General features: G+C 68.8%; 26 protein-coding genes and 1 riboswitch. Of the genes, 12 read left to right on the top strand and 14 right to left on the bottom strand.

What is annotated here, in order from left to right:
- Positions 1 to 87 precede the first annotated feature (87 nt).
- Positions 88 to 756 carry a LytR C-terminal domain-containing protein gene (locus D0D37_RS10960; RefSeq protein ID WP_116200387.1) on the bottom strand — a complete coding sequence of 223 codons (669 nt, stop codon included), beginning with the start codon at positions 754 to 756 and terminating at the stop codon, positions 88 to 90.
- Positions 753 to 1,061, bottom strand: a complete 309-nt coding sequence (locus tag D0D37_RS10955) for a DUF3263 domain-containing protein (protein ID WP_037807914.1) — start codon at positions 1,059 to 1,061, stop codon at positions 753 to 755. The genes D0D37_RS10960 and D0D37_RS10955 overlap by 4 nt, the downstream gene beginning before the upstream one ends.
- A 139-nt stretch (positions 1,062 to 1,200) precedes the next feature.
- Here D0D37_RS10955 and D0D37_RS10950 point away from each other — a divergent pair, with 139 nt between their 5' ends.
- From D0D37_RS10950 to D0D37_RS10935, 4 genes are all read left to right on the top strand, one after another.
- Positions 1,201 to 1,767 carry a peptide deformylase gene (locus D0D37_RS10950; RefSeq protein ID WP_116200386.1) on the top strand — a complete coding sequence of 189 codons (567 nt, stop codon included), beginning with the start codon at positions 1,201 to 1,203 and terminating at the stop codon, positions 1,765 to 1,767.
- A gap of 587 nt (positions 1,768 to 2,354) precedes the next feature.
- Positions 2,355 to 3,998: a phosphomethylpyrimidine synthase ThiC gene (thiC, locus tag D0D37_RS10945; RefSeq protein WP_162834152.1), complete on the top strand. Its 1,644-nt coding sequence runs from the start codon at positions 2,355 to 2,357 to the stop codon at positions 3,996 to 3,998.
- The gene (gene thiD / locus D0D37_RS10940) at positions 3,995 to 4,819 is read left to right on the top strand and encodes a bifunctional hydroxymethylpyrimidine kinase/phosphomethylpyrimidine kinase (RefSeq protein ID WP_116200385.1); all 825 of its coding nucleotides are present in this window, start codon (positions 3,995 to 3,997) and stop codon (positions 4,817 to 4,819) included. The genes thiC and thiD (D0D37_RS10940) overlap by 4 nt, the downstream gene beginning before the upstream one ends.
- 16 nt (positions 4,820 to 4,835) lie before the next feature.
- Positions 4,836 to 5,039, top strand: coding sequence for a hypothetical protein (locus D0D37_RS10935; protein ID WP_116200384.1), 204 nt, complete (start codon positions 4,836 to 4,838; stop codon positions 5,037 to 5,039).
- Here D0D37_RS10935 and D0D37_RS10930 read toward each other — a convergent pair.
- The gene (locus tag D0D37_RS10930) at positions 5,036 to 6,043 is read right to left on the bottom strand and encodes a phosphatidylinositol-specific phospholipase C domain-containing protein (RefSeq protein ID WP_116200383.1); all 1,008 of its coding nucleotides are present in this window, start codon (positions 6,041 to 6,043) and stop codon (positions 5,036 to 5,038) included. The two genes, D0D37_RS10935 and D0D37_RS10930, sit on opposite strands and share 4 nt — an antisense overlap.
- A 112-nt stretch (positions 6,044 to 6,155) precedes the next feature.
- Here D0D37_RS10930 and thiD (D0D37_RS10925) point away from each other — a divergent pair, with 112 nt between their 5' ends.
- On the top strand, positions 6,156 to 6,989 hold the full coding sequence (gene thiD / locus D0D37_RS10925) for a bifunctional hydroxymethylpyrimidine kinase/phosphomethylpyrimidine kinase (RefSeq protein WP_116200382.1): 834 nt from the start codon (positions 6,156 to 6,158) through the stop codon (positions 6,987 to 6,989).
- A 183-nt stretch (positions 6,990 to 7,172) separates the two neighbouring features.
- Here thiD (D0D37_RS10925) and D0D37_RS10915 read toward each other — a convergent pair whose 3' ends face one another.
- Positions 7,173 to 7,604: a MarR family winged helix-turn-helix transcriptional regulator gene (locus D0D37_RS10915; protein WP_037718524.1), complete on the bottom strand. Its 432-nt coding sequence runs from the start codon at positions 7,602 to 7,604 to the stop codon at positions 7,173 to 7,175.
- Between the two features lie 143 nt (positions 7,605 to 7,747).
- The gene (locus D0D37_RS10910; RefSeq protein WP_116200381.1) at positions 7,748 to 8,371 is read right to left on the bottom strand and encodes a TetR/AcrR family transcriptional regulator; all 624 of its coding nucleotides are present in this window, start codon (positions 8,369 to 8,371) and stop codon (positions 7,748 to 7,750) included.
- Positions 8,372 to 8,428: 57 nt separating this feature from the next.
- On the opposite strand from D0D37_RS10910, the gene D0D37_RS10905 reads away from it, so the two are divergent.
- Positions 8,429 to 9,373, top strand: a complete 945-nt coding sequence (locus D0D37_RS10905) for an NAD(P)-dependent alcohol dehydrogenase (protein ID WP_116200380.1) — start codon at positions 8,429 to 8,431, stop codon at positions 9,371 to 9,373.
- Positions 9,374 to 9,416: 43 nt separating this feature from the next.
- On the opposite strand, the gene thiG is transcribed toward D0D37_RS10905, so the two are convergent.
- The 3 genes from thiG to thiO all read right to left on the bottom strand — a co-directional run bounded on the left by thiG (position 9,417) and on the right by thiO (position 11,460).
- Positions 9,417 to 10,169: a thiazole synthase gene (gene thiG / locus D0D37_RS10900; protein WP_162834151.1), complete on the bottom strand. Its 753-nt coding sequence runs from the start codon at positions 10,167 to 10,169 to the stop codon at positions 9,417 to 9,419.
- A gap of 2 nt (positions 10,170 to 10,171) precedes the next feature.
- Entirely contained in the window at positions 10,172 to 10,372 is a 201-nt protein-coding gene (gene thiS / locus D0D37_RS10895; protein ID WP_116200378.1) for a sulfur carrier protein ThiS, read from the bottom strand.
- Complete coding sequence (gene thiO / locus D0D37_RS10890) at positions 10,372 to 11,460, bottom strand: glycine oxidase ThiO (RefSeq protein ID WP_116200377.1); 1,089 nt, start codon at positions 11,458 to 11,460, stop codon at positions 10,372 to 10,374. Before thiO ends, thiS begins: the two co-directional genes overlap by 1 nt.
- A riboswitch (TPP riboswitch) is annotated at positions 11,457 to 11,562 on the bottom strand. Its footprint overlaps the gene before it by 4 nt.
- A gap of 30 nt (positions 11,563 to 11,592) precedes the next feature.
- On the opposite strand from thiO, the gene thiE reads away from it, so the two are divergent.
- Positions 11,593 to 12,258 carry a thiamine phosphate synthase gene (thiE, locus tag D0D37_RS10885; protein ID WP_116200376.1) on the top strand — a complete coding sequence of 222 codons (666 nt, stop codon included), beginning with the start codon at positions 11,593 to 11,595 and terminating at the stop codon, positions 12,256 to 12,258.
- Positions 12,259 to 12,324: 66 nt separating this feature from the next.
- Here the strand turns inward: thiE and D0D37_RS10880 are convergent, their stop codons facing one another.
- Entirely contained in the window at positions 12,325 to 13,134 is an 810-nt protein-coding gene (locus D0D37_RS10880) for a hypothetical protein (protein ID WP_116200375.1), read from the bottom strand.
- A 154-nt stretch (positions 13,135 to 13,288) separates the two neighbouring features.
- Between D0D37_RS10880 and D0D37_RS10875 the strand changes: the two genes are divergently transcribed.
- Positions 13,289 to 14,233, top strand: coding sequence for a threonine ammonia-lyase (locus tag D0D37_RS10875; protein ID WP_116200374.1), 945 nt, complete (start codon positions 13,289 to 13,291; stop codon positions 14,231 to 14,233).
- Between the two features lie 157 nt (positions 14,234 to 14,390).
- Here D0D37_RS10875 and D0D37_RS10870 read toward each other — a convergent pair whose 3' ends face one another.
- Positions 14,391 to 15,071 (bottom strand): SDR family NAD(P)-dependent oxidoreductase, encoded by a 681-nt coding sequence (locus D0D37_RS10870; RefSeq protein ID WP_116200373.1) that lies wholly within the window; start codon positions 15,069 to 15,071, stop codon positions 14,391 to 14,393.
- Between the two features lie 80 nt (positions 15,072 to 15,151).
- On the opposite strand from D0D37_RS10870, the gene D0D37_RS10865 reads away from it, so the two are divergent.
- Positions 15,152 to 15,580, top strand: a complete 429-nt coding sequence (locus D0D37_RS10865; RefSeq protein ID WP_116200372.1) for a MarR family winged helix-turn-helix transcriptional regulator — start codon at positions 15,152 to 15,154, stop codon at positions 15,578 to 15,580.
- On the opposite strand, the gene D0D37_RS10860 is transcribed toward D0D37_RS10865, so the two are convergent.
- The 3 genes from D0D37_RS10860 to D0D37_RS10850 all read right to left on the bottom strand — a co-directional run bounded on the left by D0D37_RS10860 (position 15,557) and on the right by D0D37_RS10850 (position 18,294).
- Positions 15,557 to 15,805, bottom strand: a complete 249-nt coding sequence (locus D0D37_RS10860) for a pyrroline-5-carboxylate reductase dimerization domain-containing protein (protein WP_116200371.1) — start codon at positions 15,803 to 15,805, stop codon at positions 15,557 to 15,559. The genes D0D37_RS10865 and D0D37_RS10860 overlap by 24 nt on opposite strands.
- 247 nt (positions 15,806 to 16,052) lie before the next feature.
- The gene (locus D0D37_RS10855) at positions 16,053 to 17,540 is read right to left on the bottom strand and encodes an MFS transporter (protein ID WP_116200370.1); all 1,488 of its coding nucleotides are present in this window, start codon (positions 17,538 to 17,540) and stop codon (positions 16,053 to 16,055) included.
- A gap of 4 nt (positions 17,541 to 17,544) precedes the next feature.
- Positions 17,545 to 18,294 carry a GntR family transcriptional regulator gene (locus D0D37_RS10850; RefSeq protein ID WP_009084055.1) on the bottom strand — a complete coding sequence of 250 codons (750 nt, stop codon included), beginning with the start codon at positions 18,292 to 18,294 and terminating at the stop codon, positions 17,545 to 17,547.
- A 155-nt stretch (positions 18,295 to 18,449) separates the two neighbouring features.
- On the opposite strand from D0D37_RS10850, the gene D0D37_RS10845 reads away from it, so the two are divergent.
- Together D0D37_RS10845 and D0D37_RS10840 are read left to right on the top strand one after the other, a co-directional pair.
- The gene (locus D0D37_RS10845) at positions 18,450 to 19,493 is read left to right on the top strand and encodes an SIS domain-containing protein (protein ID WP_162834150.1); all 1,044 of its coding nucleotides are present in this window, start codon (positions 18,450 to 18,452) and stop codon (positions 19,491 to 19,493) included.
- Positions 19,490 to 20,452: an N-acetylglucosamine kinase gene (locus tag D0D37_RS10840; RefSeq protein ID WP_116200368.1), complete on the top strand. Its 963-nt coding sequence runs from the start codon at positions 19,490 to 19,492 to the stop codon at positions 20,450 to 20,452. Before D0D37_RS10845 ends, D0D37_RS10840 begins: the two co-directional genes overlap by 4 nt.
- A gap of 90 nt (positions 20,453 to 20,542) precedes the next feature.
- Here D0D37_RS10840 and D0D37_RS10835 read toward each other — a convergent pair whose 3' ends face one another.
- Positions 20,543 to 21,226, bottom strand: a complete 684-nt coding sequence (locus D0D37_RS10835; RefSeq protein ID WP_116200367.1) for a DUF3159 domain-containing protein — start codon at positions 21,224 to 21,226, stop codon at positions 20,543 to 20,545.
- Positions 21,227 to 21,503: 277 nt separating this feature from the next.
- Here D0D37_RS10835 and D0D37_RS10830 point away from each other — a divergent pair, with 277 nt between their 5' ends.
- Positions 21,504 to 22,361 carry an SGNH/GDSL hydrolase family protein gene (locus tag D0D37_RS10830; RefSeq protein WP_116200413.1) on the top strand — a complete coding sequence of 286 codons (858 nt, stop codon included), beginning with the start codon at positions 21,504 to 21,506 and terminating at the stop codon, positions 22,359 to 22,361.
- The last annotated feature ends 52 nt before the right edge of the window (positions 22,362 to 22,413 follow it).

The following is a 22,413-nucleotide window of genomic DNA, read 5'->3' as shown; positions in this document are numbered from 1 at the left end:
ACCAGCCGAGCGACCCCGCGCCCCACCGGCACCGCAGACATGACAAAGCCCGCGCCGTAGCGCGGGCCGTCATTGGTGTCGGGAAGCTCAGCTGCCCTTGTGTCCGCCGGGCTGATAGTCCTTCGTGATGATCACTATCACGCCGGGGCTCGAGTTCTGGATGCCGTCGAACCGGGGCTGGGCCTGGAAGCCGAATTCCTTGGCCAGTTGCTTCGCGGCGGCTTCCTCGTCGGTGCCCGGCCGGAAGTAGGCCGTGGTCGTCGGGATGTTGCCCTGCGAGTAGTTGCCGACCTCGGCGACGTTCCACCCCGAAGCGCGGAAATCGGCGGCGGCCTGTTCGGCGAGGTGCTTGACCAGCGAGTTGTTGTAAACGCGCAGGGTGACCCACTTGTTCGACGCCTGCTGGTCCGGACCGGCCTGACCCGGCTGCCCGGGCTGCTGCCCCGGCTGTCCGCCGGGCTGTCCGGGTCCGGGCTGGCCCGACGCCGGAGCCGACGACGCCGCGGACGACGAGGCCGGAGCAGAGGACGCGGGCGGCGACGGTGCGGAGCTGGGCGCCGCCGAGGACGACGGCTCCGGGGCGGACGACGATCCGCCGGGTGCGGTGGGCTCGCCGGACGTGCTCGGTCCGGCGTTCTGGTCGCCGCTCGTGTTGAGCACGGTGACCCCGCCGATGACGGCCGCGACCACCGCGATCCCGATCAGCGCGACTCCCGCGGCCTTCAACGGCCGGGACAGTCCCGAGAAGACGCTCATGACAGCTCGATCCCCAACCGCCGGGCCCCGCGTTTGCGCTGACGGGCGGCGCGCGTTTTGCGCAGCCGCTTGACCAGCATCGGATCGGCCGCGACGGCCTCCGGCTTGGCCAGCAGCGTGTTCAACAACTGGTAGTAACGGGTGGAGGACAGCCCGAAGCGCTCCCGGATGGCGTTCTCCTTCGCCCCGGCGTGGCGCCACCACTGCCGCTCGAACGCGAGAATGTCCAGTTCGCGCTCGGTCAGGCCACCGACATTTTCCGGCGGCGACGGCTGGTTTTCAGCCATCGACTCCGCGGCGTCCATGCGGTCCTCGCAATCGGTGTCGGCAGTCCTTCCGCGGGCGTCATTGAACCACGGAACCCATGCTCGACATGGGCATCCGACACGGCGCGTCACGGTCCGATCCAGGTGTACCAGAAGGGTCCGACTAAACTCGGCGTCCGTGACCGTCCACCCCATCTGCATCGCTGGCGAACCCGTGCTGCACCAGCCCACGCGCGAGATCACCGAGTTCGACGACAAGCTCGCCACCCTCGTCGAGGACATGTTCGAGACCATGTACGCGGCCGAGGGCGTGGGCCTCGCGGCCAACCAGATCGGGCTCGCCCTGCGGGTGTTCGTATACGACTGCCCGGACGACGAGGGCACCGAGCACCGCGGCGCGGTGGTCAACCCGAAGCTCGAGACCTCCGAGATCCCGGAGACGATGCCGGACCCGGACGACGACTGGGAGGGCTGCCTGTCCGCCCCCGGCGAGTCGTACCCGACCGGACGCGCCTCGTGGGCGAAGGTCACCGGCTTCGACGTCGAAGGAAATCCGATCGAGGTCGAAGGCACCGGTTACTTCGCGCGCTGCCTGCAGCATGAGACCGATCACCTAGACGGCTTCATCTACCTGGATCGTCTAGTCGGCCGCCACGCGCGCGCCGCGAAGAAGATGCTGAAGAAAAACAAGTGGGGCATGCCCGGCCTGACCTGGCTGCCTCCGAAGGAACCCGCGGACGCCTGACCCACGCGCCGCAGCTTCCCGAACCCCACCCCCGAGACCGCACCCGCTTCCGAACCACCACCCGAGACCGCTCCGCCTTCCGGACCACACCCCGAGACCGCGCCGGTTTCTGGACCACCACGCGAGACTGCTTCCGCCTTCCGGACCACAACCCGAGATCGCGCTGGTTTCTGGACTGAGCGATTTCGACGGCCCCCCGGGCCGGCGAAATCGGGAGGGAAGAAACCAGCTTCCCGGCGATCTCGGCGCCACGGCGGAGCCGGGGCAATCAAACACAGTGCTGGTGCCACTCAAACCCCAAGCCAGCCACAGCCTGCCCTCAAACCCCAAGCCAGCCACAGCCTGCCCACAACCCCCAAACCAGCCACGCCTCCGCTCAACCCCCAAGCCAGCCACCGCCTCCGCTCACCCCCTTGTGCGGACCCGACACCGCATGGCATCGTCGGACGGGCAACCTCAACCGAATGCAACGCGGGAGCTCGCGCCTTGGCGGGCTGAGAGGGTGGCTGGTGTCCATCTCGCGGACACCCGGCGTCACCGACCGCATGAACCTGACCGGGTAATGCCGGCGTAGGGAGTGAACGTCGTTGACGACGCTGGAAAACCAGGGTGCCATCGCCCCGTCCGTCACCACCGGGCCGATCACCGGTTCGCACAAGGTCTATCACCGCACCGAATCCGGATTGCGGGTTCCGGCTCGGCGGATCGATCTGTCGAACGGGGAGCATTTCGACGTGTACGACACGTCCGGGCCTTACACGGATCCGGACGCGAACATCGATGTCCACAATGGACTTCACCCGTTGCGGTCCGGCTGGGCGGACGGGCGGGAGCACAACACCCAGCTGGGCTGGGCGAAAGCCGGGGTGATCACCCGGGAAATGGAGTTCATCGCCGCGCGCGAACGCTGTACGCCGGAGTTCGTGCGGGACGAGGTCGCCCGCGGTCGTGCGGTGATTCCGGTCAACCGCAAGCATCCGGAGACCGAGCCGATGATCATCGGCAAGAACTTCCTGGTGAAGATCAACGCCAACATGGGAAATTCGGCCGTCTGGTCCTCGGTGGAGGAAGAGGTCGACAAGATGGTGTGGGCCACCCGTTGGGGCGCCGACACGATCATGGATCTCTCCACCGGCAAGCGGATTCACGAGACGCGCGAGTGGATCGTGCGCAACTCGCCGGTCCCGGTCGGCACCGTGCCGATCTACCAGGCGCTGGAAAAGGTCGACGGGGAGCCGGAAAAGCTCACCTGGGAGATCTACCGCGACACCATCATCGAGCAGTGCGAGCAGGGCGTCGACTACGTGACGGTGCACGCCGGTGTGCTGCTGCGCTACATCCCGCTGACCGCGCGCCGGGTCACCGGCATCGTCAGCCGCGGCGGGTCGATCATGGCCGCCTGGTGCCTCGCGCATCACCAGGAATCCTTCCTGTACACGCATTTCTCCGAGCTGTGCGAGATCCTGCGCGAGTACGACGTCACGTTCTCCCTCGGCGACGGCCTCCGTCCCGGTTCGATCGCGGATGCCAACGACCGTGCCCAGTTCGCCGAGTTGGAGACCCTCGGCGAGTTGACGCACATCGCCCGCGAGCACGACGTGCAGGTGATGATCGAGGGCCCCGGCCACGTGCCGATGCACAAGATCAAGGAAAACGTGGAGCTGGAGGAAAAACTCACCGGCGAGGCTCCGTTCTACACGCTGGGCCCGCTCGCCACGGACATCGCGCCGGCGTACGACCACATCACCTCCGCGATCGGTGCGGCGCAGATCGGCTGGTACGGCACCGCGATGCTGTGCTACGTCACGCCGAAGGAGCACCTCGGCCTGCCTAACCGCGACGACGTGAAGACCGGCGTGATCACCTACAAGATCGCTGCGCACGCCGCCGACCTCGCCAAGGGCCACCAGTACGCGCAGGAGTGGGACGACGAATTGTCCAAGGCCCGCTTCGAATTCCGGTGGAACGACCAGTTCAACCTGTCGCTCGACCCGGACACCGCGCGGGCCTTCCACGACGAGACGCTGCCCGCGGAACCGGCGAAGACGGCGCACTTCTGCTCGATGTGCGGGCCGAAGTTCTGCTCGATGCGGATCACCCAGGACGTGCGCAAGTACGCCGAGGAGCACGGTCTGTCCTCTGTGGAGGCGATCGAGGCGGGCATGGCCGAGAAGTCCGCGGAGTTTTCCGAGCAGGGCAACAAGGTCTATCTGCCCGTGGTCAACCAGTGACAAGCACGCCCCGCACCGCCCTCACCATCGCCGGATCTGATTCCGGCGGTGGTGCGGGCGTGCAGGCGGACCTGCGCACGTTCTTCGCCAACGGCGTGCACGGGCTGGTCGCGCTCACCGCGGTCACCGTGCAGAATTCGCTTGGCGTGCAAGGGTTCTCCGAGATCCCGGTCGACGTCGTCACCGCGCAGATCAAAGCGGTCGCCGAGGACATGGGCGTCAACGCGGCGAAGACCGGCATGCTCGCCACCGCGGAAATCATTCAGGCAGTGGCGAAAACACTGGACGAAGTCCACATCGGACGGACCACGGACACGCCGTTCGTAGTCGATCCGGTGGCTGCTTCGATGACCGGTCACGCGCTGCTGCGCGAAGAAGCGCTGGAAGCCATCCGGACGGAATTGTTCCCGCGCGCCACGCTCATCACGCCGAACCTCGACGAAGTACGGCTGCTCACCGGCGTCACCGTCACCGACTCCAAGAGCCAACACGCAGCCGCGGAAGCGTTGCTGGAGTTCGGTTCCCAGTGGGTTCTAGTCAAGGGCGGCCACCTCTACGACGCCGCCGATTGCGTCGACCTGCTCACCGACGGCTCAGCGGTGATCGAGCTGAGCGGTCCGCGCATCGACACGGAAAACACCCACGGCGGCGGCGACACCATGGCGTCAGCGATCACCTCGTCGCTCGCGAAGGGCGCGGACGTGCCCACCGCGGTCGCGGAGGCGAAACGGTTCATCGAACGCTGCGTCCGGGAGGCGTACCCGCTCGGTGCCGGCGTCGGCCCGGTTTCCCCGTTCTGGCGGCTCGCGAACCCGCGGTGAATGCGACACTGGCCGGATGAGCGAGACACCGGAAGCGTTGTGGGCGAGGCTGCCGCTTGAGGTACAGCACGAGGTCGACGGCCTGGTCACCGAGCACCGCACCGCTTCGGCGGTCAAAACGATCCGCAAATCGGGCGTCACCCCGCGGCCGGGGATCGCCGAAGCGCAAGCGGTGTACCAATACCGGATGTCGGTGCTGAAACCGCCGCCGCGGTTCTAGCCGCGCGAATCCACCGTCGGCAGCACGGTGGTGAGGCCCGTCCAGTCGGAGGTCACCACGGACGCGTGCTGCTTGGCCAGCTCCGCCACGCGCTGGGTTGCCTGGTCGACGGTCGGGTTGTGGTCGTCGATGGCTGGCGCGACGTTCTGGCCGTCCGTCATGACCACGTAGTAGTGGTTATTGTCGTACCAGGACATTCCGGCCTTGGCGAGCCATTCGCTCGCGTCCCCGTCGAAAACGACAAACCACGGTTTCTGCTCCGCGGAGTATTTGTCGCGCGGGTCACCGCCCGCAGCACCGTGCACAGTCGGGAAGATCTGCACCGAATTCAGCTTTCCGGCAACCTTCTGGTCTAGCAGATAACCGGCGTACTCGACGTCGGTGTGCAGCGTGTCCGTCGGGTTTCCCTCTTCGACCGTGCCCGGGATGATCTCGGTGAGCACCTTGCCCCGCAACGCGTCCAGCGTCGGCCAATTGTCCGCTTTGGACGCTTCGTCGAGCGTGGCGTGGCTGCCGAGAAGATCGGCGGGCTTGAACACGGCGTCACCGAGGTGGTCGCGGAAAGCGGCGTCCAGCTGAGCCGGGCCGAGGCCGGTATTCGCGGAGAACCCGGTCTTCATTTCGATCTTCAGCGTGAGCGGCGCATGGCCGGGATGTGCGCCGAGCCAGATCCGGATGTCGTCCAGGCACGATTCGAGATCCTTGTTGGTCCCGCCGGAGTAAAGGTCGGCAGCCGAATGCGCGTCGACGCAGTTGTTGCTGTTGCCCAGCGGATTGGAGTGGCTGACTTTCCACTCGTGAGTGAAGAAATCCGGCCAGACGTCGAGTTCGAGCAGCGACGAACCGTTGTCCAGTGCCTGCGCGAGGTACGGGTACGCCGCCGGATCGTAGGTGTTGTGCACGCCGACGGTGGTCACGTGCGAGAGCTTGGGGCTGTCCGCGCTGGCGACCCCCGGTACCGCCAGCGTGGACAGGAGCAGGAGACCGGCCGCGGCGAGCTTCACTGATGTCTCCTTCGTCACGGGGACCAGCACGAACACTTACTGTGCCATCGTGGTGGACTGTGAATGAAGCACAGTTGCCTCAATGGACCAGACCAGAAGTCGGAACGCGCACATGACTGAGAACCCGAGCCCGCCCTCCGCGCTCACCATCGCCGGATCCGATTCCGGCGGGGCCGCCGGGCTGCAGGCGGACCTGCGGACCTTCCTCGCCTGCGGGGTGCACGGCCTGGTCGCGGTCACCGCGGTCACCGTCCAGAACACGCTCGGCGTGCACGACCGCGCCGATCTGCCGCCGCACATCGTGGCCGGGCAGATCGAGGCGGTCGCCGCGGACATGGGCGTCGGCGCGGCGAAGACCGGCATGCTCGCGTCCGCGGAGATCATCCACGCAGTCGCGGCGGCCTGCGACAAGGCCGGGATCGGGCGCGACGGCGCGATCCCGTTCGTGGTCGACCCGGTGGCCGCGGCGATGACCGGCCAGTCGCTGTTCGACGACGACGGCCTCGCCGCGCTGCGCGACGAACTCCTGCCGCGCGCCACTGTGCTCACGCCGAACCTGGACGAGGTGCGGCTGCTCACCGGCATGACTGTGACCGACCGCGACGGCATGCACACCGCGGCCGTCGTACTGCACCAACTCGGCCCGAAGTACGTGCTGGTGAAGAGCGGGCACCTGCAGTCCGACCCGGAATGCGTCGACCTGCTCTTCGACGGCACGACGTTCGTGGAGCTGCCCGGCCCGCGCTGGCAGACCCCGCACACGCACGGGGCCGGCGACACCATGGCGTCCGCGCTGACCGCCGGGCTGGCCAAGGGCATGTCGGTGGTCGAAGCGGCGCGTTACGGCAAGTGGTTCGTCTCGCAGGCCGTCGAACACTCGTACCCGATGGGCGCGAAAGTCGGCCCGGTGTCGGCGTTCTGGCGGCTGGCCCCGGAAGAGCGCTAGCCCTCGTCGGAGTCTGGCGCGGAGTGCGTCGACCTGCTTCTCTACGACTTTCGTAGATCTCCCCGGCCCACGCTGGGCTGGCCAATCGCCGATGCAGCGCACTACGGCAAATGGTTCGTCTCCCAAGCCGCCGAACACTCACCCACGGGCGCGAAACTCGGTCCCGTCTCGGCGTTCTGGCGACTAGCCCTCGTCGGAGATCAGGGCTTCCAGCGCGGGCAGCGCGGCGATGATCGACTCGCGAGCCTCGGGGGTGAGCCGGTCGAGGCGGCGGTTGAGTTCCTGTACGCGGGTGGAGCGCACGCCGGAGACGAGGCGTTCGCCTTCCTCGGTGGCGCGGGCGAGCCAGGCGCGCCGGTCGACCGGGTCGGACTCGCGCGTGACGTAACCGGCCTCCACCAGCGTGGCCACGATCCGCGACATCGTGGCCGCCGCGACGCCTTCCTTAGCGGCGAGGTCGCCGAGGCGCAGCTCGCCGAAGTGGACGAGCGTGGCCAGCGCCGAGATCGACCCGTGTCCGGGCCCGGGCGCGCCCGCCTGGCGAAGCGAGCGGGAAAGCCGTCCCACCGCTAGATACAACCGGCCCGTTACGTCCTGGACCGAGGAAAGAGTCACGATCGGCTCCTTCTGACGCTGGTGCCCGCCGCTGGGTGCGCCGGAAAGGGTGCCGTCAACCATACGGCGTGCCCGTGCACAATCCGCGTCAAGCGCGGGCGAAATCACCATTACCCAGCCATTTGTGCAGCTTGGCCGCCCATTCAGAGCACCGACACGTCGAGCGGAAGCTCCGCGGGCGGCGGCAGCGGCGCGGCCGTCTCCGCTCGGAACGACTGCAGCAGATAGCTCGCGAGCCGACGCGACGCCGCCGGTGCCGCAGCTCCCGCGCTCGACCGCAGGCCGCCGTTCGCCAGCAAGACCAACGACAGGTCGGAGACCACGAAGTCGGCCCGCAGCGCACCGGCTTCCTGCGCCCGGCGGATCAACTCGGTGAACCCCCGCAACGCCTGGTCCCGCAACTCCGCGAAGGCGGCTTGATCCGGCAGCGAGGTCACGATCGCGGCGGAGAAACCGTGGTTGCGCGCCTGCATCGAGCACACCTCCTCGATCACCCGGCAGAACCCGCGCCACGGATCGGGGTCGGCGAGCGCTTCGTCGAGCATGCCCGCGCATTCGGCCATCGGCTCCGCGAAGGCTTCGGCGACGAGGTCGGCCTTGGTCGGGAAATGGCGGTACACCGTGGCGACGCCGAGACCAGCGCGGCGCGCCAGCTCGCTCATCGACACGTCCAGGCCCTCGGTCTCGAAGGTGCGCTCCGCGACCTCGAGGATCTGCGCGCGATTGTGGGCGGCGTCGGTGCGCAACCGAGTCGATTTTTCCGGCACTCTCTCACTTTACGCGAATCGGAAGACCCCTTCCACTTTCCGTGCTAGAAGTGGAACATGCCTTCCACTTCGATGCGTGCCATCACCTACGACCGCTACGGACCGCCCGAAGTCCTGCGCGAAACCACTGTCCCGACGCCCGTACCCGGCCCCGGCGAAGTCCTGCTCCGGGTGCGCGCGCTGACCGTCAACGGCGGCGAACTCGCTATGCGGTCCGGGAAGCTGCTTCCGTTCAGTGGCAAGCGTTTCCCCAAGCGAATCGGCGTGGACCTGGTCGGCGAGGTGGTGGCACCGGGGACGAGCCGGTTCGCGGTCGGCGACCTAGTCTGGGGCGGCGGACGGCGGATGGGCACTGCTGCCGAGTACTACGTGATGGCCGCGGATCGGCTGGACCACGTGCCTGCTGGGCTGGATCCCTCGCAGGCGGCGTCGCTCGCGGTGGGCGTCACCGCGATTACCGCGCTGCGCGACAAAGCCCATCTGAAGCCGGGCGAACGCCTGCTGATCCGTGGTGCGACTGGCGGAGTCGGTTTTGTCGCGACGCAGCTCGGTCGCGCTATGGGCGCGCACGTGACTGGGTTGGCGAGCGCTAAAAACCTAGAGCTGGCAAGGGAACTCGGTGCGGATGTCGCGCTCGATTACCGCGATCCAGGTGACCTGGGGAAGTTCGACGTCATCCTCGACACCGTCGGCCGCGACCTCGACACGTTCCGGCGGCTGCTGACCCCGCGCGGGCGGATGGTCGCGATCGCGTTTGACCTCGACCATCCGGTCCGCACGCTTGGTTATGTCGCGGCGAATTCGCTGCGCCCGACCCGGTGGGTGCGCGGTTTCAGCGGGAACCCGAAGGCGGACCTGCTCGCTGATTTGAGCCGGTGGGTGAATGCCGGGTTGGTGCGGCCGTTGGTGGACCGGGTGTTTCCGTTCGCCGATATCGCCGACGCACACCGCGCGCTCGAAAGCGGTGGGGTGCGCGGCAAGGTGGTGGTCGAGGTCTCGTGAGTGTTTATGCCGGTTAGAACCGGCATAAACACTCACGAGAACCCTAGCGAGGCGGACTGGACGCCTGCGCCCAAAACCGCTGCGGCACCCGCCCCGCACCTCGGGCCAAGTACCCAGCCTCCACTGCACTCCGCATCGCCAGCGCCATCCGTTCCGGGTCCGCCGCGCGGGTCACCGCCGTCGACAGAAGCACCGCCGAGCAGCCGAGTTCCATCGCCAGCGTCGCGTCCGAAGCAGTACCGATCCCGGCGTCCAGCACGATCGGCACCGACGCGCGCGAGACGATCAGTTCGATGTTGTGCGGGTTCCGAATACCCAGCCCGGTGCCGATCGGAGCGCCGAGCGGCATCACTGCGGAACAGCCCGCTTCTTCCAGGCGGAGGGCGAGAACCGGGTCGTCGTTGGTGTAGGCGAACACCGTGAATCCGTCCGCCACCAGGCGTTCGGCGGCTTCGAGGGTCTCCAGCGGATCGGGCAGCAGCGTCCGGTCGTCGGCGTGTACCTCGAGTTTGATCAGGTTCGTTTCCAGCGCCTCGCGGGCCAGCTGGGCGGTGAGCACGGCTTCCGCCGCCGTTCGGCAGCCCGCGGTGTTGGGCAGCAGCTCGATGTCCAAGCGCCGCAACAACTCCAGCACTCCGGAGCCGCCCTCGGCGTCGGCTCTGCGCATCGCCACGGTGGTCAGCTGGGTGCCCGACGCGACCAGCGCGCGTTCCAGCACCTCGAGATTCGCCGCGCCACCGGTGCCGATGATCAATCGCGACGACAGCTTGTGTTCGCCGATGATCAGGTCGTCCATGCTCAACCTCCTTGAACCGCGGTCAGCACTTCGAGGTGCGCGCCCTTCGGCACGACCGCTTCTTCCCATTCGCCACGCCGCACGACCTCGCCGTTGACCGCGACGGCCACGCCACGGCGTTCCGCTCCCAGCGCGTCCAAGACCGCGGAAACGGTGCTGTCGTCGGGAAACTCCCGCCACTCGCCGTTGACCTTGATCTCCATCAGACTCGCTCCTTCTCGACCAGACGGGCTGGCGTCGCCGCGGCCACCTCCGGCGGCGGGGTTTCGCCGGCCAGCCACGCGACCACAGCGTCCGCAGTCGCGGGCGCCATCAGCAAACCGTTGCGGTGGTGTCCAGTCGCCGCGTACACGCCTTCGCTCACTTCGCCGATGTACGGCAGAGCGTCACGGCTTGCGGCACGCAGTCCGGCGGCGACTTCCACCAGCTCGTACTCCGTGATACCAGGCAGAATCCGTTCCGCGTTCTCCAGCAGCTCGCGTACGCCGCGCGCGGTGACAGCCTGGTCGAAACCGGCTTCGTACTGCGTCGCGCCAAGGACCAGTTCGCCGTTTTCTCGCGGTACCAGATAGATCGGCCGTCCTTCGACCATCGCGCGCACGGTGTACGGCGGAGGCGGCAGACAGCCCCGACGCGGACGCAGCCGCAGGATCTCCCCCTTCAGCGGGCGTACGGCGTGCTCCAGCGACGGATGCAGCTGACCGGTCCACGCGCCGGCCGCGAGGATCACCGGGCCGGACACTTCGGAGAGGCTCTGGAGCCGTTCCCGACGGAACTCGACCCCACGCTTCGTAGCCGCTTCACTCAGCGCAGTAAGCAATTTCCGGTTGTCCACGGCTAAATCGCCCGGCACGTGCAGGCCGCTGCGGACCGCGCCGAGGCCGGGTGCGAGCCGCTTCGCCGCGCGACCGGTGAGCGTCTCGACGTCGCGGCCGAGCGAACGCAGGTACCCGGCGAGGATGCCGAGGTGCCCGGCGTCGGCGCTGTCGAACCCGACGACGATCGTGCCGTGCTCGGCCAGCCCGGGATCGGTCCCCTCGGCAGCGAGGTCCCGCGCGAAGCCGGGCCAGCGCCGCAGCGACGCTTCCCCCAGGCTGAGCACGGCTTCCTCGCCCGGCCACGCCTCGGTGACCGGGGCGAGCATCCCGCCGGCCAGCCAGGACGCGCCGCCGCGCACGGGATCCGGGTCGACGACCGTGACGCGCCATCCACGGGCGGCCGCGCGCCAGGCCGCGGACAGCCCGATGACGCCGCCGCCGACGACAGTGACGGTTGTGGTGCTGGTGTTCACAGTGGAATCACGCTCCCTGCGCCGGCATGACCCGGATCAGGTTCCACGGTCGGAGCGGCAGCTCCCTCTCAGCCCGTGCCTCGGGCTCCCGTGCGGACTCCCACACCGTAGCGCGCGGGTAACGTCACCGCCATGCCTGCCTTGACCGGAGACCAGATTCGCACCCGGCTAGCCGACGCTCGGCTGTACTTGTGCACCGACGCCCGCGCCTCCCGCGGGGACCTCGCCGAGTTCGCTGACGCCGCCTTGGCCGGTGGCGTCGACATCGTGCAACTGCGGGACAAGACCGGAGGCGCACCGCTGGAGGCCAAGCAGGAGATCGCGGCGCTGGAGGTGCTGGCGGAGGCCTGCGCGCGGCACGGAGCGTTGCTCTCGGTGAACGACCGGGCGGATGTGGCGTTGGCCGTAGGCGCGGACGTCTTGCACTTGGGCCAGGACGACATCCCGGTATCGCTGGCGCGCCGAGTCCTAGGCGACGACGTGGTGATCGGCCGTTCCACCCATTCGGACCAGCAGGCTGCCGCGGCCGCGGCGGAGACCGGCGTGGACTACTTCTGCACCGGCCCGTGCTGGCCCACCCCGACGAAACCCGGCCGGTTCGCGCCGGGGCTGGACTTGGTCCGGTCTACCGCGGCTCTCGGGACGGAGCGGCCTTGGTTCGCGATCGGCGGGATCGACGAGGCTCGGTTGCCGGAGGTGCTAGACGCGGGGGCTTCTCGGGTGGTCGTCGTTCGGGCGATTACCGAGGCTGCGGACCCGAAAGCTGCCGCGGAGGGACTGAAGGCGCGGCTTAAGTAGGCCGTGAGGGGAACCCTGAGGGACTCAGAGTCCGTGAAGGTTCCCCTCACGGATCGCCGTGGGGAGCTACTGGCCCGCGTTTGACGGGGCTGCGGGAGCGGTCGGTGTCTGGCTGGTGCTGGGAGCCTGCGAACTCGTGCTCGGCTTCGAGGACGTAGACGGCGGCCGAGTCTGCTCCTGAGTCGGCTGCGAGGACGGCGGAGCGCTCGGCGTCGTGGTCGGCGTGGACGTCGGGTTGTCCGACCGAGACTCCCCGCTCGGCGGAGTCTGCGGTGCGGTACTCGGCGCGTTGTCCGGATGATCGTCCTGATGCTGACTGGTATCCGGCTGCCGAGGAACCAACCCGGTCGACACGTTGCCCTTGGTAGTCAAGTCCAGGCCGACCAGGACAATCAACGCGACCACGAACGCAACCGCGCTCGACGCGATGATCAACGGCCACCGCAGCTTCCGAAGTTTTTCGCCCAGACTGTCGGACTTCTCCGGTTCAGTCGGCTTCAGTTCGGACAACCGAACCGTAGGCATGTTCGCCAGGTCAGCCGGGAGATACGCCGTCGGCGCCTCACCCGGGGCAGCGTTCTTCGACTCCGCCCGATCAAGCGGCACATGCACGGGAGCAAGCCCGGCCCGGCTGCGTCGCGCGGCGGTCTCCATCGCCTTCCGCGCGGCATCACGAGTGCGCTGCAGAGAACGCAGGTACAACTCGCCGCCGACGGTGCTGACCACACTGGCCACCCCGGCGCCGATGACTGTTCCCGCGACCCCCAGCGTCGAACCCAGCAACGCGGCGGTGACCGCCGCCAGCGCCGCGGCGAGCACCGGGGTCATCCGGAGTTTCTTCTTGTCCTCCGCGGTTTCCTTCTGCTCCTCGCTCATGATTCCGTTCTGATCGTTTCCCGGCCGTTGTCCCTGTTTCTTCAACGGTTAAGTCGCCTGAGGTGCTCCCTTCGTTGCCCCGGCGTGAGGGACGACACGTTGACTGTCCAAAATGGATAGACTAAAGCTCACACTTTCCTGACATACTCGCCGCATGCACCTCGTGACGATCTCCGACATCGAAATCGCGGCCGGGCGGGTGAAGGGCACCGCGGTGCACACCCCGTTGCTGCGCCAGCTCTGGGTTCCCGGCGAATTCTGGGTGAAACCCGAGAGCCTGCAACCGATCGGCGCGTTCAAGATCCGCGGCGCGTACAACGCGATCGCCGCACTCGCCGACGCCGAACGGAAACGCGGCGTGGTCGCGTATTCGAGCGGCAACCATGCGCAAGCAGTCGCCTACGCGGCGCGCGAATTCGGGATCCCCGCGGTGATCGTGGTGCCGGACGTCACTCCGCGGCTGAAGGTCGAAGCCACCCTCCGCTGGGGCGCGGAGGTCCGCGAAGTGCCGATCGCGGAACGGGAATCGGCGGCGCTCGCGCTCGCCGAGGAACGCGGTCTCACGCTCATCCCGCCGTTCGACCACCCGGACATCATCGCCGGGCAGGGCACCGTCGGGCTGGAGATCGCCGAGGATCTGCCGGACGTCGAAACCGTTCTGGTCCCGATCAGCGGCGGCGGTTTCGCCTCCGGGGTCGGCACCGCCATCAAGGCGAAATGCCCGAACGCGAAGGTCTACGGCGTCGAACCGGAACTGGCCGCAGACACCGCGGCCAGCCTCGCCGCGGGCGAGATCGTGGACTGGCCCATCACCGACCGCGCCCGCACCATCGCTGACGGCCTGCGTGCGCAGCCGTCCGCGCTCACGTTCGCGCACCTGCAGCACGTCCTGGACGGCGTCATCACGGTGACCGAGGACGAAATCCGCGACACCGTCCGGGCGCTGGCCCGGCAAGGTCGCCTGGTCACGGAGCCCAGCGGGGCCACCGCTCCGGCCGCGTACCTGCACCACCGCGACGAACTCCCCGGCGGCCGCACGGTAGCGATCGTTTCCGGCGGGAACATCGATCCGGCGATGCTGGCCGAACTGCTCGCCTAGGTGAGGCTGCCCCGATGCCGCATTGAGTCGGCGGTGCACAGGGGTTCTCTCCGGCTGATGGGCTTGGCGCGCGATACCGAACGTCCGTGAAGGGCTCCTTGAGAGAATCTGATTCCCTCAAGGAGCCCTTCACGGACCTTGGCCGGGACCACGGCTGTCACCAGTTGACGGTTTGGCCCTGCCGGTCCAGGTAGTGCAGCCCGCCCTTGCCCGCCCAAGCTTCGATCGTGTCGGCGACCCCGGGGATGCTCTCGTCGATAGTCAGCCGCGCACTGGGGCCGCCTAGGTCCGTCTGTACCCAGCCGGGTGCCATGAGCAGCAGCGTGCGTGGGTCGTCGGCGTGCCGGGCGGCGAAGCTGCGCATGAGCTGGTTCAGCGCGGACTTGCTCGCCCGGTAAACCTCGAAGCCGCCCTTCGTGTTGTCGGCGACGCTGCCCTGGCCCGACGACATCACGCCGATGGTGCCCGTCTCGGGGACCAGGTCCTGCAGGGTCTCGACGACGCGCATCGGGCTCAGCGCGTTCGTCACCATGACCTGGACGAAGTCCTCGGTGGACACGTCGGTGAAGGTCGCCGAAGGGTCGGTCGTGTAGTTGGTTCCGGCGTTGACGAACAGCAGGTCGAACGCCGACCCGGCCAGCCGTTCGCGCAGCGCCGCGACCTGTTCGGGCACCGCGATGTCGACGGTCTCCACCGTAAGATCGCCCAGCTCGTGCAGCGCGGAGGGCGTCCGCTCGGTCGCGGTCACCTGCCAGCCGCGAACCAGGAACTCGGAGGCCAGCGCGTAGCCCAGCCCCCGCGACGCCCCGATGATCAACGCGCTCTTGCCTGCGGCCATGACCGCCTCCTTAGCTATCAATTGATAGCTAACCTACGTCGCCGAGGAGATACCTGTCAAACGATAGCTATACTGGCCGGGTGAAAGACGAACGGCTCTTCGAACTCGCCGACCTGATCCTCGCGGTGGCCCGGCACATCAACGCCGCCAAGGAAGCCAACGCCGAGTCGGGGACGCCGCTGGAAGGCGCGGTGATGCGGTTCGTCGACCGGCACCCCGGAGCCACGGTCAACGCCGCGGCCGAGGCCACGCAGATGATCTCCAGCAACGTCAGCCGGGCCGTCCGGGGCCTGGAAACCAAAGGCCTGCTGCGCCGGGAATCCGACCCCGACGACGCCCGCCGAGTACGCCTCTACCCCACCGAAAAGGCGGCGGAGAACCTGCAGCGGCTGCGCGACACTTGGTCCACGCTGCTCGACGGGACGTTCACGGACACCGCAGAGATCGGCACCTTGATCACGGCGCTGCAGAGCATCGAGACCCGGCTAGTCGCCCGATCTCGCGGCTGACCCGCGCAACCGGGTCAACACCGCGTCCAGGCCCTGCCGCACCATCTCCGGCATCCGGTCCCGGCGCAGGTCAGTCAGCAACTGCCCGTTGATCCCGCCCGGAGTCATATGCCGGGCAGTCAGCTCTTCTAACGGGCCGCTCCCAGCCAGTGACTTCCCGACCTGCGCGAACACATGCGTCACGTACGCCGAAGCCGCGTCAGCCTCGACGCCCTGCGCGACCATCCACCCGGCGATAGTCGCCAGTCGCTTCCGTGGCCACAGGCGGCGCAGCGGCAAAGCCTTACTGCGATGTACCCCGAAGACGGCTTCGCGCGAGAACTGTTCGAGCGCGTCGGCGGGGTTGTGGTGCCTCGCGATGAGCCGAGTTGGGAAGCGTTCAGTGCGGCAAGCTCCCGTCGAGTCCGCTCACGACGGCAGCGGTCAGCTCCCCGGCACCCACAAACCCCAGCACATTTCCCCCACCGGAAGATCAGCGACGCGCACCGGGATGGACGTGCGTGGGCGGCCCTTCCACCCCGCAATGCAGACAATCCCCGGGATGCGGCGAATCATCCGCTTCTGCGGCGCCGAGCACCCCGTTGTGAATTCCTAACGCGATAAGCCCGCCGACGATCGCCAGCACCGCGCAGATCACCAGCGCTGTCTGCCAGCCAGCAGTCAGCGCGGCCGGATCCCGATAGGCCGAACCCGTCAAACCAGCCGCGGCGGGCAGCACCGCCACCGCCAGAAGTCCACCCGATCGGGCGATCGCATTGTTCACTCCGGACGCGACCCCGGCGTACCGATCCGGCGCGGCGGCCAGCACCGTCGCGGTCACCGGAGCGACCACAGTGGCCAGCCCCAGCCCGAACACGACCACCGCGGGCAGCACCGACCCGAGGTACGACGACCCCGGCCCCACCCGCGTCAGCAGCAACATCCCGACGCCGACCACGATCGGCCCGACCACCAGCTGCAGCCGCGGCCCGATCCGCTGCGCGAGCGCACCCGACCGGCCGGAAAGCAGCAGCATGAGCACCGTGATCGGCAATCCGGCCAGACCGGCCAGCGTCGGCGAATAACCCAGCGACACCTGAAGCTGCAGAACCAGCAACATCATCACGCCGCCAAGCGCCGCGTAGACCACGAACGTCAACGCATTCGACAGCGTGAAGGTCCGGTCGCGAAACAGCGAAGGCGGCACGAGCGGTTCGGCAGCACGGTGCTGGAGCCAGAGAAACAACCCCAGCCCGGCAACACCGACCACCAGCGCGACCAACACGACAGGATCGCCGATCCCGCGCACCGGTGCCTCGACCAACGCCCCGGTCGCCCCGGCCAACCCCAGCGCGCCGACCGCGGCGGCGACGTAGTCCGGATGCCCGGTCGCCGCGGTATCCCTCGACTCCGGCACGAATCGCCGCGCCATCAGCACGACGACCACCGCGAGCGGCAGGTTGATCAGGAACGCCAGCCGCCACGACCACGCCTGCACCAGCAGTCCGCCGAGCAGCGGCCCGACCGCCGCGGCGATCCCGCCGAGCCCGGACCACGAGCCGATCGCGCGAGCCCGGTCCTCGTGCGAGAACGACGACTGCAGGATCGCCAGCGAACCCGGCGTCAGCAACGCCCCGCCGATTCCCTGCAGCACGCGGAAGAGCACGAGCAGCTCGGTCGACGTCGCCGCCGCGCACAGTCCGGACGCGAGCCCGAACCACACGACGCCGATCAGGTACACGCGCCGTCTGCCGTAGCGGTCGCCGAGCGATCCGGCGACCAGGATCAGCGCGGCCAACGCCAGCAGGTAGCCGTCGAGAATCCACTGCAGACCGGCGACCGACGCGCCCAGCTCCTCGCCGATCCGGGGCAGCGCGACGTTCACGATCGTGCCGTCGAGCATCGCCATCCCCGAGCCGAGGATGGTCGTCCAGAGCACGCCGCGAGCCGCGGGCGTGCCCCAGCGAACGTCGGCCGGCACGGGGTCAGGGAAGCAGCGTGGTGACGAACTTGTACCGGTCGCCGCGATAGACCGCGCGGGCGAATTCGACCGGCTTGCCGTCGGTGGCGAACGAATGCCGGGTCAGCATCATCACCGGCATGCCGACGTCCGCGCCGAGGATCTCCGCTTCCTGCGGCCCGGCGAGCGACGTCTCGATGGTCTCCTCCGCGCGCTCCAGCTCGACGCCGTAATGCTCGCGCAGCACCGCGTACAGCGAACCGCCCGCGGTGATGTGCTTGCGCAGCCCGCGGAACCGGCCGAGCGGCAGGTGCGTGGTTTCGAGCGCCATCGGCTGGCCGTCGGCGAGCCGGAGCCGGCGCAGCCGCAGGATCTTCGCGCCGTTGCGCAGCTGCAGCAGCTTCGTCATCTCGCCCTCGACCGGCAGCTCTTCGAGTTCCAGCAACTGGGACGACGGCTTCAGGCCCTGCTTGCGCATGTCCTCGGTATAAGAGGACAGCTGCAGCCGCTGCGCGAGCTTCGGCTCGGCGGCGAAGGTGCCCTTGCCCTGGACGCGGTGCAGTCTGCCCTCGGCGGTGAGATCCGCCAGCGCCTGGCGCACGGTGGTGCGCGAAACGGTGAACTCGCCCGCCAGCGCCCGCTCGGTCGGGATCGGCGATCCCGGCGGCAGTGCGTCGAGCAGGTCCAGCAGATGCTGCTTCAGCGCCCAGTACTTGGGTTCGCGCTGCCCTCGCGCAGCAGTCCCCGCCTCGCTCGCGGGGGGTGTCTCCAGCATGCCCGGCTCCCTCAGTCTTCCCACATTAAACGCGCCACTGACCCGTGAGGAAACGTACCCTTCTCCCGACCCGCTCCGCCCGGCTAGCATTGGTCTAGACCTGACCGGACGCCGCTCAGCACACCGGGACACCCGTCCCGGCGGAGAGGAAAGTGATGACCCAACTACGTCCCGGCGAGCACATGGCCGCGGAAATCTCGGAGCAGCCCGGCATTCTCGCCGGGCTGGTCGAGCGGCGGTCCGGCATCGCGGAAGTCGCGGAAAAGATTTCACAGAACCCGCCGCGGTTCGCGCTGCTCGCCGCTCGCGGTTCGAGCGACCACGGCGCGCTGTACGCGAAATACCTGATCGAGGTACTCCTGGGCCTGCCGGCCGGGCTCGTTTCGCCGTCCACCGCGACGCTCTACGGCGCTCGCCCGGACCTGCGCGACGTGCTCTTCATCACGGTCAGCCAGAGCGGCGGCTCACCGGACTTGATCGAGGTCACCGAGGCCGCTCGCCGCCAGGGCGCGCTGACCGTCTCCGTCACCAACACCCCCGACTCGCCGCTGCGCGCGGCTTCCGAACTGGGTGTCGACATCGGCGCCGGGCTCGAGAAGGCAGTGGCGGCGACCAAGACGTACTCCGCGACGCTGATGGCGCTGTACCTCTTCATCGACGCGATCCGCGGCGGCAAGGGAGAGGACGCCGAGAAGATCGGCGAACTGGCCCAGCAGACGCTCGACGGTTCCGTCGAAGGCGTCCAGCGCGCGGTGGACCGGTATCGCTTTGTCGACCGCGTTCTCACCACCGGCCGCGGCTACTCCTACGCCAGCGCGCTCGAAGCGTCGCTGAAGCTGGCCGAGACGAGCTACCTCGCGGCCCGCGCATACAGCGGCGCGGACCTGCTGCACGGCCCGGTCGCGGCGGTCGACGGCGAGACCGCCGTGCTCGCTGCCACCAGCCTCGGCCGCGGCGGCGAGGCCATGCGCGAGGTCCTCGAAGCGGTCGGCGAGCGCGGCGCGGACGTGCTCGCGGTCGGTTCGGCGGCAGACGCCGTGCCCGCCGCGCTGCGCATCCCGGTCGCCCCGACCGTCGAGGAATTGGCTCCAGTGCTGGAAATCCTGCCGATCCAGCGGATCGCGCTCGGGCTGTCGCTCGCTCGCGGCGGCAACCCGGACAACCCGCGCGGCCTGCTGAAGGTGACCAAGACCCGGTGACCCTCGTAGTAGGCGTGGACGCCGGCGGCACCTCGACGCGAGCGATCGCGGTCGACGCCGCCGGCGTCGTGCACGGCACCGGCGCCGCGGGAGGCGCGAACCCGAATTCGCATCCTCCGGCGGAGGCGGCGGCGCGGATCGCCGGAGCCGTCGAATCCGCTTTGGACGGACGGACCGACGTGCTCGGCGTCGTGGTCGGCATGGCGGGCGAGAGCAAGCTGTCCGACCCGAAGGTCGCCGCGGAGTTCGCCGCGGCGTGGGAGCGGATCGGCCTCGGCGGGCTGGTCCGTGTCACCGGCGACGCCGAGGTGGCCTACGCCTCCGCGACGTCGGAACCGGACGGCACCGTGCTCATCGGCGGCACCGGCTCGATCGCCGGGCGCATCCGCGGCCGCCGGATGGTCCGCACCGCGGGCGGCCACGGCTGGCTGCTCGGCGACGAGGGCTCCGGATTTTGGCTCGGCCGCGAAGCCGTGCGCGCCACGCTCGCCGCGCTCGAAGGCGACGACCCGCTCGGCGGATTGGCCGAGGCGGTCCTCGCCGAAGCGTTCGAACCGTCCGCAGTGGACTTGTCCGACCGCTTCAAAGTCATGTGGGCACTCGTGACCCACGCCAACGCGGAACCCCCGGTCCGGCTGGCCCGGTACGCGCCGCTGGTGAGTGCCGCGGCTGCCGCCGGAGAACCGGTCGCCGAGGAAATCGTCGCGCGGGGCGCCCGGCATCTCGTGCGCGTGGCTCGCGCCACGCGCGAGCCGGGAGAAAAAACTCCGATCGTGCTCGTCGGCAGCGTGCTGGCCGAAAACAGCCCGGTCGGGGCTCGCGTGCGGACCGAATTCGCCGATCTCACCGTTCTGACCAGCTCCGATGGCGTGCTCGGCGCGGCGTGGCTCGCGCCGGTGGAGGCCTGGGGCGAGGACACCCCACGACCATCCCGACGGGTGAATGCCACCAAAACTTGAGCGGAAGAGTCGAAACCGTCGACTCAACCCCTCCGGTCCAGGTACCGTAGGAACCGGCCCCCGGACCCTCCCCCCTCGCCGGGGGCCGCCTTAACTTCCGGGTCCGTTTTCGGACTCGCCCGCACCCGGGTCTTTCGCCAGGCGAAGGCCCGGGTGTTCTGCTGGAAGGCTCCGGTAAAGGACCCAGCCGCTCACCGCCACCGTCGCCGCCACGAGCGGCCAGGAGAGCACCGTGCGCGCCACCCCGAGCGCCACCACCTGCCCGGTCCACCACAACAGGCCGTAAACGACCACGCGCAGCAAGTACTGCAGCACCCACACGCCGCTCGCCCACGAGTACGCGCGCAACAGGGCCGGATCGCGCCGCCAGCGGGTCTTCTGCCCGAGGAGCAACCCCACGATCACCCCGAGCAACGGCCAACGCACCGCGATGCTCGCCGCGAACAGCAGCGCGCTCGCCGCGTTCGAGAACAGCTGCAGCAGGAAGAAGTCCTCGGCCCGGCCGGTGTGCATCGCGATCAGCGCGGCGATCACCACCGCGGCGAGGCTCACCACCACCGCGCGGGCCTTGTCGCCGCGGATCAGCCGGTACGCGCCCAGCAGCACGGCGACGCCGATCGCGACCCCGGCTCCCCAGGCGATCGACTGGGCCGACGCGAGCCAGCCGACGACGAACGCGGCGGGCGGGATGCTGGCGTCGATCGCGCCGCGCCGCCCGCCGAGGATCTGCGTGAGCGACTCCCGCGCCGGCCCCTTCGCAGTCTCGTCTGTCACAGCTTCCAGCCTGCCGCAACTCCCGGCCGACCCCCAGGCCGGGAGACCTACCCCACACGGCGCCCGCTACCAGCCCGATCGTGAGCTTCGTCCCGGTGAAAATGCCGTAATAGGGAGGCGGAAACCCCCGACAAGGTAAGAGACTGTGACGTCCGGCTGAACCGGTCGTGTCCGGCGGGAAGGATATGGGGATATCCGACTGTTAGTTGGGGTGTACAACTACAGCCGGGACTTCTCAGGGGAACAGGCGCGCACCAGCGGGAAAGGGGAACCCAGCGTGTACGGGATCAACAGCTACGTAGCCATCGGGGACAGCTTCACCGAGGGCCTCAACGACGGGCAGCCGGACGGGACGTTCCGGGGCTGGGCCGACCGGCTCGCCGAGATGCTGGCGGGCGACGAGCCCGGTTTCCAGTACGCGAACCTGGCGCTGCGCGGCAAGATGCTCGACGAGATCATGGACGAGCAGCTCCCGATCGCTTTGCAGCTGAAGCCCGACCTGGTCACGCTGTGCGCGGGCGGCAACGACGTGATCGTCCCGGGGGCCGACGTCGACGCCATCGCGGAGCGCTTCGAGGCGGGGGTGGCGAAGCTGCGCGCGGCCGGGATCCCGGTGGTGATCTTCAACGGGCCGGACACCAAATCGCTGTCGGTGATGAGCGTGCTGCGCGGCAAGGTCGCGATCTACAACACGCACCTGTGGGCGATCGCGGCCCGGCACGGCGCGAAGATGGTCGACATGTGGGCGATGGAGCCGCTGCACGACCGTCGCGCGTGGAGCGACGACCGGCTGCACTTCACGCCGGACGCGCACCGCCGGATCGCGCTGCTTACCGCCGAGGTGCTCGGCGTCCCGGTCAGCGAGGACTGGCGAGAGCCGTATCCGGCGAGCAGTGAGCCCGCCACCTGGATGACGTCGCGGCGGTCGGACCTCGCGTGGACCAAGATGCACCTGCTGCCGTGGATCCGCCGCCAGCTGCGCGGCGAGTCCATGGGCGACGGTCTGTCGCCGAAGCGGCCGGAACTGGCCCCCCTCGCGCCGCTCGTGCCGGACGTCCCGCTCGTGCCGGACAACCCGGCGAGCATCAGCCTCGACGTACGGGGCGATGTGCGGGGCAACGCGACCGCCTCCTGAACGCCGTTCCCTCGACAGTGCCGGTGCCGGTGACCACCGGCACCGGCACTGT

This window comes from Amycolatopsis circi (genome assembly GCF_003385235.1).
Lineage (GTDB): Bacteria > Actinomycetota > Actinomycetes > Mycobacteriales > Pseudonocardiaceae > Amycolatopsis > Amycolatopsis circi.
The sequence above is the reverse complement of the archived record's forward strand: the minus strand, read 5'-3'. Positions and strand labels throughout refer to the sequence as shown.

What these genes read in the sequence shown, in the direction of transcription:
- D0D37_RS10960 (WP_116200387.1), bottom strand. Translation starts at nt 756, where the DNA reads ATGAGCGTCTTCTCGGGACTGTCCCGGCCGTTGAAGGCCGCGGGAGTC.
- D0D37_RS10955 (WP_037807914.1), bottom strand. Translation starts at nt 1,061, where the DNA reads ATGGACGCCGCGGAGTCGATGGCTGAAAACCAGCCGTCGCCGCCGGAA.
- D0D37_RS10935 (WP_116200384.1), top strand. Translation starts at nt 4,836, where the DNA reads ATGAGCGAGACACCGGAAGCGTTGTGGGCGAGGCTGCCGCTTGAGGTA.
- thiD (WP_116200382.1), top strand. Translation starts at nt 6,156, where the DNA reads ATGACTGAGAACCCGAGCCCGCCCTCCGCGCTCACCATCGCCGGATCC.
- D0D37_RS10905 (WP_116200380.1), top strand. Translation starts at nt 8,429, where the DNA reads ATGCCTTCCACTTCGATGCGTGCCATCACCTACGACCGCTACGGACCG.
- thiG (WP_162834151.1), bottom strand. Translation starts at nt 10,169, where the DNA reads ATGGACGACCTGATCATCGGCGAACACAAGCTGTCGTCGCGATTGATC.
- thiS (WP_116200378.1), bottom strand. Translation starts at nt 10,372, where the DNA reads ATGGAGATCAAGGTCAACGGCGAGTGGCGGGAGTTTCCCGACGACAGC.
- thiE (WP_116200376.1), top strand. Translation starts at nt 11,593, where the DNA reads ATGCCTGCCTTGACCGGAGACCAGATTCGCACCCGGCTAGCCGACGCT.
- D0D37_RS10880 (WP_116200375.1), bottom strand. Translation starts at nt 13,134, where the DNA reads ATGAGCGAGGAGCAGAAGGAAACCGCGGAGGACAAGAAGAAACTCCGG.
- D0D37_RS10875 (WP_116200374.1), top strand. Translation starts at nt 13,289, where the DNA reads ATGCACCTCGTGACGATCTCCGACATCGAAATCGCGGCCGGGCGGGTG.
- D0D37_RS10870 (WP_116200373.1), bottom strand. Translation starts at nt 15,071, where the DNA reads ATGGCCGCAGGCAAGAGCGCGTTGATCATCGGGGCGTCGCGGGGGCTG.
- D0D37_RS10860 (WP_116200371.1), bottom strand. Translation starts at nt 15,805, where the DNA reads ATGGTCGCGCAGGGCGTCGAGGCTGACGCGGCTTCGGCGTACGTGACG.
- D0D37_RS10850 (WP_009084055.1), bottom strand. Translation starts at nt 18,294, where the DNA reads ATGCTGGAGACACCCCCCGCGAGCGAGGCGGGGACTGCTGCGCGAGGG.
- D0D37_RS10845 (WP_162834150.1), top strand. Translation starts at nt 18,450, where the DNA reads ATGACCCAACTACGTCCCGGCGAGCACATGGCCGCGGAAATCTCGGAG.